The following is a 14,745-nucleotide window of genomic DNA, read 5'->3' on the forward strand; positions in this document are numbered from 1 at the left end:
CCAGACTGTGCAGGAATGGCGATCAGCCGGGCGCGCGAGCGGTCACGATCCATGCGGCGGCCGGCAGGGCGACGACACCCCTGCTTTCGTGCCTCGTCAGAACTTCGGACAGCCGATCCAAAGTCGCCTCCCTCTCGGCACCTTCGAGCAGTGAGATGGGTGTGGCGGTCGGCCCGACATGCGAGAGATAGTCGCGCGCGTCGCCAACCGCATCGTCGCCCTCTCCAAAGGTCATGCGATAGTCGAGAGCTTCGAACGATATGTCCTGCCAGCCCGAAGCTTGCAGGATGCCCTCCACGCGGTCCCGGCTGCCGAAGGCGAATGGTCCCGGCTCGGAGGGATCGACCGGCGGCGGCATCGCGGGGAGCGCGGAAAGGGTTTCCTCGACCCATGCATTGTTCGATCGCTCGCGAAAACAAGAGAATACCAGCGCGGCACCTGGCCCTATCTGGCTCCGAAGGTGATCGAACGCGGCGATCGGATCGACAAAGAACATGACGCCATGGCGAGAGACGAGCAGGTCCGGTCGTGGAGATTGGTCGATCGTTGCCTGCGCCGCATCGCCGTGGATGAAACCCACGTTCGGCAAGCCACTCGCCCTTTCGCGCGCGACATCGAGCAGTTCGGGCGCGATATCCACACCGGTTATCGGGACATCCGGATGCGCCTCGGCGATGCGACAGGAGATTTCCCCTGCGCCGCAGCCAATATCGACGACCGAAGAAAAACTGTGGCTCTCGATTGCCGCCATCAACTCGGGAGTCAGCTCGCGAAAGCTGCGATCGGTCCGGCGCCACTCGCGCGCCCAGATCGACCCGACCTTTCCGGTCCAATCCCTATGATCTGTCATCGCATCACACCTCGTAATAGTCGCGGTACCAGTCGACGAAGCGCCTCACGCCCTCGCGGATACCGGTCTGCGGAACATAGCCCGTCAGCGATCGGAGCAGCTCGGCATCGGCCCAGGTCGCCGGCACATCGCCCGGTTGCATCGGCATCAGATTGCGCCTCGCCTCGATTCCGAGCGCGTCCTCGATCGCCGCAATCATTTCGCCAAGCTGCTCGGGCTGCGAATTGCCGATGTTGACGACGCGCCACGGTGCGACTGGCGAAAGGCTGTCGCCCGGCGCGACCTCGTCCGGGCCGGCAGGACGTATGGGCGCTGTGTCCACCAGCCGCCGAACGGCCTCGACGAGATCGTCGACATAGGTGAAGTCGCGCATCATCTCGCCGTGGTTGTAGACGTCGATCGTCTCGCCAGCGAGCATGGCGCGAGTGAACTTGAACAGCGCCATGTCGGGCCGCCCCCACGGCCCGTAGACGGTGAAGAAGCGGAACATCGTCACCGGCAGGTCGAAGAGATGGGCATAGCTGTGCGCCATCGCCTCGGTTGCCTTCTTCGTCGCGGCGTAGAAGGACATCTGGTGGTCCGCCTTCATCGTCTCGCGATAGGGCATCTCGGTGTTCGCGCCATAGGCCGACGAGGTCGAGGCGAGGAGCATGTGCTGCGGCGGATGCGCTCGCGCCGCCTCGAGCAGCTCGAAAGTCCCGACGAGATTGCTGTCGAGATAGCTGCGAGGATTGTCGATCGAGTAGCGCACCCCCGCCTGTGCGGCGAGGTGGACGACGATGTCGGGCTTCTCGCTCCCGAAAAGGTCGGCGAGCAGGCCGGGCGTCTCGATCGGCTCGTTGACAGCGGTAAAGCTGGCATTCTGCAGCAGCGCGGCCTGCCGCCGCCGCTTCAACTCGGGATCGTAATAATCGGACAGCGAGTCCACACCGAGGACCCGGAAACCGTCGGCCAGCAGGCGCCGCACGAGATGATAGCCGATGAAACCCGCCGAACCGGTGACCAGCGCGGTGCGGCTCTCGCCCATCAGTCGGCGCCGAACAGATCGCGGGTAAAGACCTTGTCGGAGACGTCGGAAAGGTCGGGATCGAGGCGGTTGGCGACGATCACGTCGGCCTCGGTCTTGAACCGGGCGAGGTCGCGCTCGACCCGGCTGCCGAAGAAGCTGTCATCATCGAGCACCGGCTCGTAGACGATCACCTCGATGCCCTTGGCCTTCACGCGCTTCATGATCCCCTGGATCGAGGACTGGCGGAAATTGTCCGAACCCGCCTTCATCACGAGACGGAAGATGCCGACGGTCTTGGGCCCCTTGGCGATGATCCGGTCGGCGAGAAAATCCTTCCGCGTCCGGTTGGCATCGACGATCGCGCGGATGAGGTTCTGCGGCACTTCCGAATAATTGGCGAGCAGTTGCTTGGTGTCCTTTGGCAGGCAATAGCCGCCATAGCCGAAGGAGGGGTTGTTGTAGTGGCCGCCGATGCGCGGATCGAGCCCGATGCCCTCAATGATCTGGCGCGTGTCGAGCCCGCGCGACAGCGCATAGCTGTCGAGCTCGTTGAAGAAGGCGACGCGCATGGCGAGATAGGTGTTGGCGAAGAGCTTGATCGCCTCGGCTTCGTCGGCGTCGGTCAGGAGAACCGGGACATCCTCTTCTAGCGCGGGTTCGAGCAGGAGATCGGCGAATTGGCGCGCCCGCTCCGACTGCTCGCCAACGATGATCCGCGAAGGGTGGAGATTGTCGTAGAGCGCCTTGCCTTCACGCAGGAACTCGGGGCTGAAAATGATCCGGTCGCTACCGAAGCGCGCGCGGGCCTGCGATACATAGCCGACGGGCACCGTGGACTTGATGACCACCACCGTGCTGTCGTTGGCCGCCAGCACCCGCTCGATCACCGCATCGACGGCCGAGGTGTCGAAGAAGTTCGTTTCGACGTCGTAATTGGTCGGGACCGCGGCGATCGCGAAATCGGCACCGTCGATCGCGGCACTTGCATCGGTCGTGAAGGACAGGTCGAGATCGTCGCGCCGCAGGTACTCCTCGACCAGTTCGTCCTGGATCGGCGAGCGGCGTTCGGTGAGCATCGCCACCCGTTCGGGCGAAATGTCGCAGCCGACCACCGCATTGCGCTGCGACAGCATGATGGCGTTGGAGAGGCCCACGTAGCCGAGCCCGAAAACCGCGATCTTCATCGAATAACCCGTGCCTTCTCGCCGAGGCCGCGCTGGGCGGCCGCGGCAGCCTTCTGTGGGCTGCCAGACCCGATTGCAAGCCCGCCCTCGCCCGGGATCACCACATGAAGTAGGCGCCGCCGCGTTCGCGCGCGCGCTTCCACGCGGGCCGCGCATGCACCGCCTCCACGAAGCGGGCGAGCTTGGGCGCTTTCTCCGCATAGCCCTGCATCACCGCGATCTCGGCAGGGAAGCTCATCATCACGTCCGCCGCGGACCAGTCGTCCCCGACGAAATGCAGATCGTCCGAAATATTGTCTTCTGCAAACTGCACATGGGCGGCGAACTGCTCATCGACGCGCGGCATCAGCGGCGCAGCCGCATCGCCGAGCCGTCCGGCGTAGATCTTGAGCATGACCGGAACGAAAAAACTGCTCTCGCCGAACTGCATCCATTCGAGATGGCGCACGTGCTCTTCACTATCGACTGCAGGCAGCCATGCTTCGCCGCCGTGGCGCTCGCAGAGATACTGGACGATGGCGCCACTTTCGGCCACGCGCAGACCATCGTCGACAATCAGAGGCGACTTGCCGAGCGGGTGTGCCTGCTTGAGCTCGGGCGGCGCGAGATTGCTCTCGGCATCGCGCTGGTAGTGCTCGATTTCGTACTCCGCGCCGAGCTCCTCGAGCTGCCAGAGGATGCGCTGCGAGCGGCTGTTGTTGAGGTGGTGAACGGTGATCATCGGTGAGCCTCCCAGCACCCGGCTACGATTGCGGGCGATTCGCCAAGCAGCCTAGGGGAGCCGGCGCGGCGCCGCCACAGATACGGAAGAGCCGGTGCGGCCAAGAGGCGGCGCGCACCGGCTTTCCGTTTTTCCGGGAGCGCCGGGGGACAGTCCGGTCGATACGCCGACCCGGGGTGACCGAGGCCGACGCGCTCCCGCTTGAAGAGCGTCAGCCCTCGTCCGCGTCCGGACCGGTCATCATCTCTTCGGCGACCTCGTCGGTGCGGCCGCGGATCGCGGCTTCCAACTTGGCGCACAGCTCGGTATTTTCCTTGAGGAAGGCCTTGGCGTTCTCGCGGCCCTGGCCGATGCGGATGCTGTCGTAGCTGAACCAACTGCCCGACTTCTCGACCACGCCGGCCTTGACGCCGAGGTCGAGGATCTCGCCGATCTTCGAAATGCCCTCGCCATACATGATGTCGAATTCGACCTGCTTGAACGGCGGGGCGACCTTGTTCTTGACCACCTTTACCCGTGTGGCGTTGCCGATCACCTCGTCGCGGTCCTTGATCTGGCCGGTGCGGCGGATGTCGAGGCGGACCGAAGCGTAGAATTTCAGCGCATTGCCGCCGGTGGTGGTTTCCGGATTGCCGTACATCACGCCGATCTTCATGCGCAGCTGGTTGATGAAGATCACCATGCACTTGCTGCGGTTGATCGAGCCGGTCAGCTTGCGCAGCGACTGCGACATCAGGCGGGCCTGGAGGCCGACGTGACTGTCGCCCATCTCGCCCTCGATTTCGGCGCGCGGCACCAGCGCGGCGACCGAGTCGACCACCAGCACGTCGATCGCGTTCGAGCGCACCAGCGTATCGGTGATCTCGAGCGCCTGCTCGCCGGTATCGGGCTGCGAGACGATCAGTTCGTCGATATCGACGCCGAGCTTGCGGGCGTAGACCGGATCGAGCGCATGTTCGGCGTCGACGAAGGCGGCGGTCCCGCCGGCCTTCTGCGCCTCGGCGATGACATGCAGCGCCAGCGTGGTCTTGCCCGAGCTTTCGGGGCCGTAGACCTCGATCACGCGGCCCTTGGGCAGGCCGCCCACGCCGAGCGCGATGTCGAGCCCAAGCGAGCCGGTGGAGATCGCTTCCACCTGCATCGTTTCCTTCTGGCCCAGCTTCATCGCCGAACCCTTGCCGAACGCGCGATCGATCTGCGCGAGCGCGGCATCCAATGCCTTCTGGCGGTCTGCGTCCACTTTCTTGTCCTCTACGAGCTTCAGACTTGCCGCCATGACATCACCTCCTGCGCTTGGCCAGAGCCGCATCCCGACTCTTCAACTGGCGCATGATGTATCGGCTTTGTTCTCAAAGAACAAGTAGGGAACGGAAATTAATTTCTCGCTTTGTTCCGATGCTCGGCTGCGCCCCTGTCGCCGGGTCCTAGCGGCTCGCGCTCAGCACCTCGGACACCTTGGCGTTGATCTGCTGGACGCTGAACGGCTTGGGGATGAAGTGCATGTTGTCGATGTCGATTTCGCCGCGGAGCTGTTCCTCGGCATAGCCCGACATGAACAGGATGGGGATGTCGGGCTTCACCTTGCGGATCGCGCGCGCCATCGCCGGCCCGTCCATCGTCGGCATGACCACGTCGGAAACGATCAGGTCGAATTCGGTCTTGCCGTTTGCAATCGCGGCCAAGCCCTCCTCGCCGTCGGCCACCGCGGTTACCGTGTAGCCCGCGCGGACCAGCGCACGTTCGGCCACCGCGCGGACCATGTCCTCGTCCTCGACCAGCAGCAGCTTGCCGCCCGCGGACCACTCGGTCGGCTTGGCTTCCTCGAGCTCCTCGTTGCGCATCTCGGCAGGCAATTCGCCCTTGTGCACCGGCAGGTACATGGTGAAGCGCGCGCCGATCGGCGTGCCGTCGGGCCCCTGGACATTGTCGGCGAAAATGAAGCCGTTCGACTGCTTGACGATCCCGTAGACGGTCGACAGCCCGAGCCCCGTGCCCTTGCCCAGTTCCTTGGTGGTGAAGAAGGGCTCGAAGATCTTGTTGAGATATTCTTCGGGGATGCCGCCGCCGGTATCCTGCACGATCAGCACGGTGTAATCGTCGGCGGGCATGATATCGATGCCCATCTTGCGCACGTCGCGCGCCGAGACCCGGCGCGTGGCGAGCGTCAGCCGGCCCTTCCAGTCCTGCTTGCCACGCTTCATCGCATGCGCCTGCATCGCGTCGCGCGCGTTGACCGCGAGGTTGATGATGACCTGCTCGAGCTGCTGCGGGTCGGCGCGTACCGAGCCGAGCTCGCGGTCGTGGCGGACCGAGAACTCGATCTTCTCGCCCATCAGCCGCTTGAGCAGCTGGCTGACCTCGCTCACCACGTCGGGCAGCTGCAGCACGACCGGACGAAGCGTCTGCTGGCGGCTGAAGGCGAGCAATTGCCGCGTCAGGCTGGCCGCGCGGTTCGAATTGGCCTTGATCTGCTGGATGTCGTCGTAATCGCTGTCGCCCGGCGTGTGGCGCAGCAGCATGAGATCGCAATAGCCGATGATCGCGGTCAGCACATTGTTGAAATCATGCGCCACGCCGCCGGCGAGCTGGCCGACCGCCTGCATCTTGGTCGCCTGCGCGACCTGGCGGCGCAAGCGCTTCTCTTCGGAGGAATCGGAAATCGACAGCAGCACCGCGGCATCGCCCAGCCCGCGCACCCCGGCGAGTCCGATCGAGACCGGTTCCTCCTTGTCGTTGGCCAGCCGCACCGCCATGTCGCCGCTCGCCGTCGCGCCCTTGGCGAAGCGGCGCACGGTATCGGCCATGGCGGCCTTGTCCTCGCGTACGACGAGGTCCGAGGGGAACTGCGGCAGTCCATGGTCGACGCGCTCGACCGCGCGCAGGAAGGCCTTGTTGGCGAACAGGAACCGACCGTCGCGATCGGTCAGCGCCAGCCCCAGCGGGAGCGCCGACAGCAACGCTTCGAGCTGCGGGATCGCCGCCTTGCCGTTGCCCTCCCAGCCGCCGCCGATGCCGACGGTGCTGTCGACCAGCAGCATCATGGAAAGCGCCTCGTCGGCATCGCTCAGCCGCCCATCGCTCACGGCATCGAGCGGAACATGCACCAGCGTCTGCGGAGAACCCTGCTGGCCTTCGCGGGCGAAGAAGATCCGGTCGCGGTCGTCCGAGCGCAGCAATTGCACGAATTCCAGCCCGGCGAGCGAATTGTCCCGACTACCGGTCGCACGCTCGGCCAGTCCCGGTGTCGTCGTCAGCACGATACCGTCGGGCCCAACCAGCGCCAGTTCGATCCCGGCGCGCGAGATCAGTTCGCCCAGCCGGCCGGAAAGGCGCGTCGCGAGATCTTCGTAGCCGCGCTCCTCGCGTATCTCGGCAAAGCGCCAGACGAGATAGGCCTCGCTCCGCCCGCTGCGGTCGATCTGTAGCCGATAGCGCGTCTCGGAACCGTCGCACTGCACGAGTTCGACCGTCGCGTTGCCGTCGCGCCAGGCCTCGCGCATGGCGCCCATCACCGCCTCGCGCGACGCAGCATCGAAAGGCAGTTCGGTTGGCGACGAAGCCGCCTTGAACCAGGATTCATAAGTCGAATTGGCGCAAACCAGCCGGTTGGCGCGGTCGATGATGGCCACGCCTCGGCGGCGGTTCTCGATCGCCGCGCTGGTGACCGACCAGTCGGGCGCGAACACGGTCTCGTCCGCCGCCGGCGCCTTGAGCCGGGCGACGAGCAGCAGCATGAGCAGCAGTGCGACCAGCGACCCGCCATAGGCCAGCGCGACGAGCGTCTGCTGGCCGACAAGCCAGATCAGCACGATCGAAACGATGCTGGCGACAGCGACACCGAGCATCAGCGGCAGAGGCGGAAGTCCGGAAACCGCGCTCTCCTCGCTCGCGATCATTCGCCCGCTTCCTGCTGCAGGCGCTCGTCGAGACGCCGTTCCATCGCCAGCAGCCGGCGCCGACGCTTGCGCGCGACGACGAAGCGCCAGACCACGCCCGCCAGCAGATATCCGATCGCCGCGCCGACCACGGCCAGCACGATGAACCCGAAGATGGTGACCAGAACGGTCACGCCAACGCCCTCGAACATGTCGAGGAACCAGGCCCAGCGGCCGCTCGTTATCTCGTCCTGCGCCGCACCGCCGGTGGCCGCGAGGTCGATTTTGAGAATGAAGGCGCCGAGCTTGTTCGCCACCACCGCCCAAAAGGGGAAGGTGAAGGGGTTGGTGATGAAGGTCACCAGCGCCGACAGCGGCACGTTGGCCCGCGCCGGCAGCGCCATGAACGCGGCCAGGAATATCTGTCCTACCGGGATGATGAAGCCGGCAAAGATGCCGAGGGCCACGCCGCGCGGCACGCTGCGCCGCGTGAAGCGCCACAATTCGGGCGTCAGGAAGCGGTGTGCGATCGGGCGCAGGTACTTGTTCTGCGCCATTTCCTCGCGCGTCGGCATGCGCAGGCGGATCCAGTCCGCCAGGAAGGTCTTCGATCTGGGCCCGGTCATTGCCACGCCTCCGCCATGCGCCGCCTGTCGGACGAGTTCAAGGGGGCGACGAAGACGGCTGGCGTAGAAATCGGCATGGCTGGCGATGTGGTTAATCGGGGCATGCTTTGTAAGGGCTGAACGGATGCAATTCAGCCGCGCTCGCGCATCAGGCGGGCCTTGTCGCGCTGCCAGTCGCGATCCTTGGTCGCTTGGCGCTTGTCATGCGCCTGCTTGCCCTTGGCAAGGGCGAGCTCGACCTTCGCCCGGCCGGTCGAATTGAAGTAGATCGACAGCGGCACCAGCGTCATGCCCTTGCGCTCGACCGCCCCGAACAGCTTCTCGATCTCGCGCGCGTGGAGCAGCAGCTTGCGCGGCCGCCGCGGTTCGTGATTGAGCCGGTTGCCGTGCGAATATTCGGGGATGTTGGCATTGATCAGCCAGACCTGGCCGTCGCGCACCTCGGCATAGCTTTCCTTGATGCTCGCCTCGCCCGCGCGAAGCGCCTTCACTTCCGTGCCCTGCAGCGCGAGGCCGGCCTCGAACGTGTCCTCGACATGATAATCGAACCGTACGCGCCGATTGTCGGCGACAGTCTTCTGCTTGTCGAAAGTGGCGGGTTTGGGACGGGCCATAAGGCGGGCGCATGTAGGCGAGCGCGCCGCGCTTGGAAAGGGCAAGCGGGCGAAATTGCTTGCCAATCGCGGACCGCTCGTGGCGAATGCGGTCGATGCACAGCCGGACTTCGCACGAACCCTTCGCCATTCACGACAGCGTCGTCGCGCCGGGCACGCAGGCTACGGTCGAGATTCCCGTCAGCCAGCAGGTCACCGGTCTCCGTTCGACATTGCCCCTGCGGGTCATGCACGGCAGCAACCACGGACCTTGCATCTTCGTGAGTGGCGCGATCCATGGCGACGAGATCATCGGCACCGCGGTGATCCAGCGGCTGCTCGAACGCCTTGCTCCCGCGCAGCTTTCGGGCACGATCATCTTAGCCCCGGCTGTGAACATCTACGGATTCGCCGCGCACAGCCGCTACCTGCCCGACCGCCGCGACCTCAACCGCAGCTTTCCCGGCGCCGAGCACGGCAGCCTCGCGGCGCAGCTGGCGCATTGCTTCCTCCAGCACGTGATCGACCGCTGCTCGCTCGGAATCGACATCCATTCGGCCGCGGTGCACCGGTACAATTTGCCGCAGATTCGCATCGCCTCGGGCAGTCCCTATCTCAGCGAGCTGGCGATGGCCTTCGGCGCGCCAATCATCATCGAGAGCCCGCTGCGCCCTGGCTCGATGCGCGCGCTGGCCGCCGACCGCGAGACCCCGATGCTGCTGCTCGAGGCAGGCGAGGCGCTGCGCTTCGACCGCTTCGCGATCGAGGTTGGCGTGGCAGGGGTGCTGCGCGTGCTCGCGCATATCGGGATGATCGACGCCGACGACGGCCTCGCCGATGTCGAAGTGCCGCTGCGTTCGAGCCGCTCGAGCTGGGTGCGCGCGCCGCGCGGGGGCGTCTCGCGGCGCGAGTGCAAATCGGGCGACGTCGTGCGCGAGGGCGAGCTGCTGGCGCGCGTCGGCGGGCTGTTCGGCGAGAATCCGGAGGATGTGATCAGTCCCACCGACGGCGTGGTTATCGGCCATGCGACGCTGCCGATCGTCAACCAGGGCGACGCCCTGTTCCACATCGCCGAGATCGACGGGCACGGCCATGCCGGCGAGCACGCCGACAGCATCGTCGAAGCGCTCGCGGTGAGCGAACCGCCCTTCCCCGCCGCGCCGCTGCTCGACGAGGACGAGGTGCTCTAGCTCAGATCAGTCCGGCGATCGCCAGCGCTTCGTCGACCGCCTTGCGGCTCGCCTCGCTGGCATTGACCAAAGGCAGGCGGACGTCGGGCGAGAACCACTCGTGCACGCGGCTCAGCGCGTATTTCACAGGCGCCGGGCTGGCATCGGAGAACATCGCGTAATGCAGGGGGAACAGCCGGTCGTTGAGCTCGCGCGCCTTGACCAGATCGTTGGCGGCAATGGCCTCGTGGAATTCGGCGCAGAGCGCGGGAGCGACATTGGCGGTGACCGAGATGCAGCCTGCGCCGCCCGCGGCCGAATGCGGCAACCACAATTCGTCATTGCCCGACAGCTGGCAGAATTCGTGGTCGAGCCCCATGCGGTGGTCGGCGACGCGCGAGAGGTCGCCGCTGGCGTCCTTGATCGCGACGATCCGCTTGGGATATTTGCGCACCAGCTCGACCACCGTCTCGTCCTCGATGTCGGTGACGGTGCGGCTCGGCACGTTGTAGAGCACGATCGGCAGGTCGCTGTTCTCGGCGAGGAAGCTGAAATGCGCGATCAGCCCGGCCTGGCTCGGGCGGTTGTAATAGGGCGCGACGCACAGCCCCGCCGCCGCTCCGGCTTTCCGGGCGAACTGCATGTGCAGCAGCGCGTTGCGCGTATCGTTCGATCCGCATCCGGCGATCACGGGCACGCGACCGGCGGCCTGCTCGATGCAGACCTCGATCACCCTATGATGCTCGGCATTGGAGATGGTCGACGCCTCACCCGTCGTGCCGCAGGGCACCAACGCCTTGCTGCCGTTGTCGATCTGCCAGTCGACCAGCTTGCGGAACGCGGCTTCGTCGAACGATCCGTCGCGAAAAGGAGTCGCCAGAGCCGGAATCGAGCCTGAGAACATTTACGTCGGTCCTGCGTTAGAGCTATGAAACAAGGCGAGTTTTCGTGGGCGCTGCCACAATTCATTCAGCGCCTGATAAGGAGGGGCCGGGCACGATGTCCAGCATGGGCAGAAAAAGACTTTTCACATTGGCACTTATGGCCGGCGGCATGCTGGCGATCCCCACCGTGGCGCAGGCGCAGGACGCGCCGCGAAACTACATGGTGGCACAGCAGCCCGGCGCGATCGACCGGGCGATCGGTCAGTGGGAGTATCTGACCAAGCAGGACAACCTGCCCTTCGCCTCCTATGCCAATTTCGTCTCGTCCTATCCTGATTTCCCCAAGCAGGAAGTTCTGCGTCGCCGCGCCGAGGCCGCGCTCGAAAGCGACGCGCCTCCGCCGCAGACGCTGGTCGCCTTCTTCGACCGCTTCGCGCCGCTGACCAACAGCGCGCGTGCCCGCTACGCGCTGGCGCTGGCCTCGCTCGACCGTCCCCAAGCACTCGAGGTGGCCCGCGCAGCCTGGCGCGGGGGTACGATGAGCGGCCCGGCCGAGCTCTACATGCAGGGGCTGTTCGGCAGCCGCCTCGCGCCCGAGGATCACGATGCGCGGATGGACGCGCTGTTGTGGCAGGGCAATTACGAGGCCGCCGCGCGCCATGTCGGGCGCGTCTCGCCCGCCTATCGCGCAATGGCGCAGGCACGGCTCGCGCTGCTGCAGGGCAGCACGCCCTCGCAGGCCGGTCTGCCCGTGCCGCAGGGTGCGCTTAACGATGCGGGCTATGTCTACAACCTAAGCCGCCACTACCGCAGCTCGGGCCAGCCCTATGAGGCGGTGAACCTGCTCTCGACCCGCGCCGCTTTCGCCGCTCCTGCCTTCGACGGCACGCAGTTCGTCAGCGAGGCGCTGGCCGTCGCCAAGACCGCTGGCGCGACGCAAGCCGCGAGCATCGCCGGCAAGGTCGACGACATCTTCGCGCCGGGCACCGATATCTCGGATGGCTCCTACACGCTGCGCGACAAATACACCGATCTGATGTGGCTCGGCGGGACCAAGGCGCTGTGGTCGCTCGGCGACGGGGCGCAGGCCGCGCCGCTCTTCTACCGCTACGGCACAGCGGCCAAGACCCCACTGACCCGCTCGAAGGGTTTCTACTGGGCCGGCCGCGCTGCTGCCCGCGCGGGCGACCGCGAAGGCGCGCAGCGCTATTGGGAAATGGCCGCCGACTATCCCGACTGGTATTATGGCCAGCTGGCATTGAAGGAACTCGGTCGTCCGATGCGCAGTTTCGCCGCGCTGCCTCAAGCCGATCAATCCGAGCGCGCCGCGTTCGAGGCCGATCCGCTGACCGGGGCGCTGCGCTCGATCGCGCGCAACCGGCGCGACTGGCGCACCGAGCGCGCCTTCTTCGAAGCCATCGCCGACAAGGCCGACACGCCCGGCGAGATGGCGCTGGTGGGCCAGTTGGCGCGCGAGACCGGGCTTGACGAGCTCGCCGTGGTCGCCGGGCTGGTCTCGGGTGAGCACGGGCTCAAGGGCTTCGAACGGCTCGGTTTCCCTACCGTGGAGACGCATCCGGGGGCCAACTGGACCATGGTCCACGCGATCGCGCGGCAGGAAAGCGAGTTCGACCGCAACCGTGTCAGCCATGCCGGTGCACGCGGGATGATGCAGCTGATGCCGGGTACCGCGCGCGAGGAAGCGGGCAAGATCGGCGTGAACTACATGTCCGCCAATCTGACCGACAGCCCGAGCTACAACATCCGCCTCGGCGATGCGCATTTCGCGCGGCTGATGGACCGCTACGGCGGCGCCTACCCGCTCGCTATCGCCGCCTATAACGCCGGCCCGGGCCGGGTGAACGAGTGGCTGCGATTGAACGGCGATCCGCGCAATGGCAGCGTCGACTGGGCGACCTGGATCGAACAGATCCCGTCCAATTTCGAGACGCGCTATTACGTCATGCGGGTGATCGGCAACGCCGTGACTTACGCCAACATGCATCCCGACAAATCGGCCAGCTACGAGCGCGATATCGCCAATTACCTGCGGCGCTGATTTGCGCTAGGGGCGGACGCCTCATGCAAGGCAAGACCAATCCCGTCACCCCAGCAGGCTATGCCGCGATGAAGGCGCGCTACGACCATTTGCTCGGCACCGAACGGCCCGAAATCGTCGAGATCGTCAGCTGGGCGGCGGGCAATGGCGACCGCAGCGAGAACGGCGACTACCTCTATGGCCGCAAGCGCATGCGCGAGATCGATCGCGAACTCGGCCATCTCGCGCGGCGGATGAAGGCCGCGCGCGTAATCGACCCCTCCGAACAGCCCGACAAGTCGCGCGCCTTCTTCGGCGCCACGGTAACGCTGGCCGACGAGGACGACGAGGAACGCGTGGTGACGCTGGTGGGCGACGACGAGCAGGACGCGAGCGCCGGCCGGATCGGCTGGTCCTCCCCGCTCGCGCGCGCGCTCAAGGGTGCGGCGGTCGGGGATTTGCGCAGCGTGAGGCTTCCCGGCGGGCTCAAAGAATGGGAAGTCGTTGCCATAGACTATGCGTAAATCCGCCGTCCTGCTGCTGATCGTCCTCGCCGCTCCGCTCGCGGCCAAGGACAGCCTCGGCGTGTTTTCCGACTGGGGCGCCTTTCGCGATGCCTCGGTTCCACGCTGCTACGCCATCGCCGTCCCGGCGGCGAGCCAGGCGAGCCGCGAGTTCGAACCCTTCGCCACCATCGGCACCTGGCCACGACGGAATCTGCGCGGTCAGGTCCATTTCCGTCTGTCGCGCGGCTTGGCCGACAAGGCAAACGTCGTCCTTCTGGTGGGCGGCAAGAGCTTTCGCTTGACCGGCGGCGGGGCCGATGCCTGGGCCGAAGACCGCACGATGGATGCCGCGATCGTCGCGGCCATGCGCTCGGCCAGCCGGATGACCGTCCGCGCGACCGACACGCGTGGGCGGCGCTTCGCCAACAGCTATTCGCTCGCCGGCGCTGCGACCGCGATGGATGCCGCCACGCTCGCCTGCGCGCGCAGGTGAACGCAAAAGACAAGGGGCCGGAGAGCGCCTGACGCTCCCCGGCCCCCGATCATGACAGGCGCAATCGCTTAGAAGCGCACGCCAACGCCAGCCATGATCTGGTGACGGTCGAGATCGACGTCGAAACGGTCGCCATCGGCCAGGTCGCCGTTGAGGTCGACTTCGCCCTTGCTGTAGTTCGAATAGCGATATTCGACGTTCATGAAGGTGCTCGGGTTGATGGCATATTCAACGCCCGCGCCCGCGCGCCAGCCGTCGAGGTCGAAGGTTTGGTCATATTCGGTGGTGCCGTCGTTCGAGAGGATGTTGAGCTTGGCATTGGTGTACCCGCCCTTGGCGTAGAGCAGCAGGTCGGGAGCGACCTTGGCACCGACGCGCGCGCCGAGGAACAGGTCGCGGCCGGCATCCACCTGGCCGAAGCCGAAGCCTTCGAAATCGCCATTGGTGTATTCGGTCTTGGCAGTCGAATCCGAAAGCTCGGCCTCGAGCCCGACGACAGCGCCGCCGAGATCGAAATCGTAGCCAGCCTGGACGCCGTAGACGACGCCGTCGATCGACTGGTCGTTGTTGTCGACACCGTCGTCGTCAACGCTGCTGCCGGCCTGCAGCGCATCGTAACCGGTCACGCCCTGGACTCGGAAACCGTCGAAATTGCTGTCCGCATCCTGCGCCATGGCAGGGGCGGCAAAGGCGACCATTGAACCGGCGACGAGGAGGGTTGATATCTTATTCATGTGCGAACTCCGTTTTTGTGACCCGCAGCTTTCATGCTGCATGGACCGGGAGAACGTGACTCG

The 14,745-nt window shown here is 65.7% G+C and carries 14 protein-coding genes; 4 read left to right on the forward strand and 10 right to left on the reverse strand.

All coding sequences use genetic code 11. The features are described 5' to 3' along the window. Positions 1–22: 22 nt before the first annotated feature. The 8 genes from K3181_RS01145 to smpB form a co-directional block, all read right to left on the reverse strand. The gene (locus tag K3181_RS01145) at positions 23–850 is read right to left on the reverse strand and encodes a class I SAM-dependent methyltransferase (RefSeq protein ID WP_221600026.1); all 828 of its coding nucleotides are present in this window, start codon (positions 848–850) and stop codon (positions 23–25) included. 4 nt (positions 851–854) lie between these two features. Next, positions 855–1,877, reverse strand: coding sequence for an NAD-dependent epimerase/dehydratase family protein (locus K3181_RS01150; RefSeq protein WP_221600028.1), 1,023 nt, complete (start codon positions 1,875–1,877; stop codon positions 855–857). Beyond that, positions 1,877–3,043 (reverse strand): nucleotide sugar dehydrogenase, encoded by a 1,167-nt coding sequence (locus tag K3181_RS01155; protein WP_221600030.1) that lies wholly within the window; start codon positions 3,041–3,043, stop codon positions 1,877–1,879. Before K3181_RS01155 ends, K3181_RS01150 begins: the two co-directional genes overlap by 1 nt. A gap of 97 nt (positions 3,044–3,140) precedes the next feature. After that, positions 3,141–3,764, reverse strand: coding sequence for a glutathione S-transferase family protein (locus K3181_RS01160; RefSeq protein WP_221600032.1), 624 nt, complete (start codon positions 3,762–3,764; stop codon positions 3,141–3,143). Positions 3,765–3,975: 211 nt separating this feature from the next. After that, positions 3,976–5,040, reverse strand: coding sequence for a recombinase RecA (recA, locus tag K3181_RS01165; protein ID WP_221600034.1), 1,065 nt, complete (start codon positions 5,038–5,040; stop codon positions 3,976–3,978). A 148-nt stretch (positions 5,041–5,188) separates the two neighbouring features. Then, positions 5,189–7,660: a hybrid sensor histidine kinase/response regulator gene (locus K3181_RS01170; RefSeq protein ID WP_221600036.1), complete on the reverse strand. Its 2,472-nt coding sequence runs from the start codon at positions 7,658–7,660 to the stop codon at positions 5,189–5,191. Continuing rightward, a complete protein-coding gene (locus K3181_RS01175; protein ID WP_247714821.1) occupies positions 7,657–8,265 on the reverse strand; it encodes a DUF2062 domain-containing protein in 609 nt (202 codons plus the stop codon). Before K3181_RS01175 ends, K3181_RS01170 begins: the two co-directional genes overlap by 4 nt. A gap of 131 nt (positions 8,266–8,396) precedes the next feature. Next, a complete protein-coding gene (gene smpB, locus K3181_RS01180) occupies positions 8,397–8,879 on the reverse strand; it encodes an SsrA-binding protein SmpB (RefSeq protein ID WP_221600038.1) in 483 nt (160 codons plus the stop codon). A gap of 95 nt (positions 8,880–8,974) precedes the next feature. On the opposite strand from smpB, the gene K3181_RS01185 reads away from it, so the two are divergent. Next, positions 8,975–10,048, forward strand: a complete 1,074-nt coding sequence (locus K3181_RS01185; protein WP_221600040.1) for a succinylglutamate desuccinylase/aspartoacylase family protein — start codon at positions 8,975–8,977, stop codon at positions 10,046–10,048. Position 10,049: 1 nt separating this feature from the next. On the opposite strand, the gene dapA is transcribed toward K3181_RS01185, so the two are convergent. Further along, positions 10,050–10,931: a 4-hydroxy-tetrahydrodipicolinate synthase gene (dapA, locus tag K3181_RS01190; RefSeq protein ID WP_221600042.1), complete on the reverse strand. Its 882-nt coding sequence runs from the start codon at positions 10,929–10,931 to the stop codon at positions 10,050–10,052. A gap of 137 nt (positions 10,932–11,068) precedes the next feature. Here dapA and K3181_RS01195 point away from each other — a divergent pair, with 137 nt between their 5' ends. From K3181_RS01195 to K3181_RS01205, 3 genes are read left to right on the forward strand one after another with little or no spacing between them, the layout of a single operon-like run. Further along, positions 11,069–12,970 (forward strand): lytic transglycosylase domain-containing protein, encoded by a 1,902-nt coding sequence (locus K3181_RS01195; RefSeq protein ID WP_221602782.1) that lies wholly within the window; start codon positions 11,069–11,071, stop codon positions 12,968–12,970. A gap of 23 nt (positions 12,971–12,993) precedes the next feature. Further along, the gene (gene greB / locus K3181_RS01200; protein ID WP_221600044.1) at positions 12,994–13,473 is read left to right on the forward strand and encodes a transcription elongation factor GreB; all 480 of its coding nucleotides are present in this window, start codon (positions 12,994–12,996) and stop codon (positions 13,471–13,473) included. Then, positions 13,466–13,948, forward strand: coding sequence for an invasion associated locus B family protein (locus K3181_RS01205; protein WP_221600046.1), 483 nt, complete (start codon positions 13,466–13,468; stop codon positions 13,946–13,948). The genes greB and K3181_RS01205 overlap by 8 nt, the downstream gene beginning before the upstream one ends. A gap of 68 nt (positions 13,949–14,016) precedes the next feature. On the opposite strand, the gene K3181_RS01210 is transcribed toward K3181_RS01205, so the two are convergent. Beyond that, positions 14,017–14,682, reverse strand: a complete 666-nt coding sequence (locus K3181_RS01210) for an outer membrane protein (RefSeq protein WP_221600048.1) — start codon at positions 14,680–14,682, stop codon at positions 14,017–14,019. Positions 14,683–14,745: the final 63 nt, after the last annotated feature.

It is taken from the genome of Qipengyuania mesophila, assembly GCF_019711655.1.
Classification (GTDB): Bacteria; Pseudomonadota; Alphaproteobacteria; order Sphingomonadales; family Sphingomonadaceae; genus Qipengyuania; species Qipengyuania mesophila.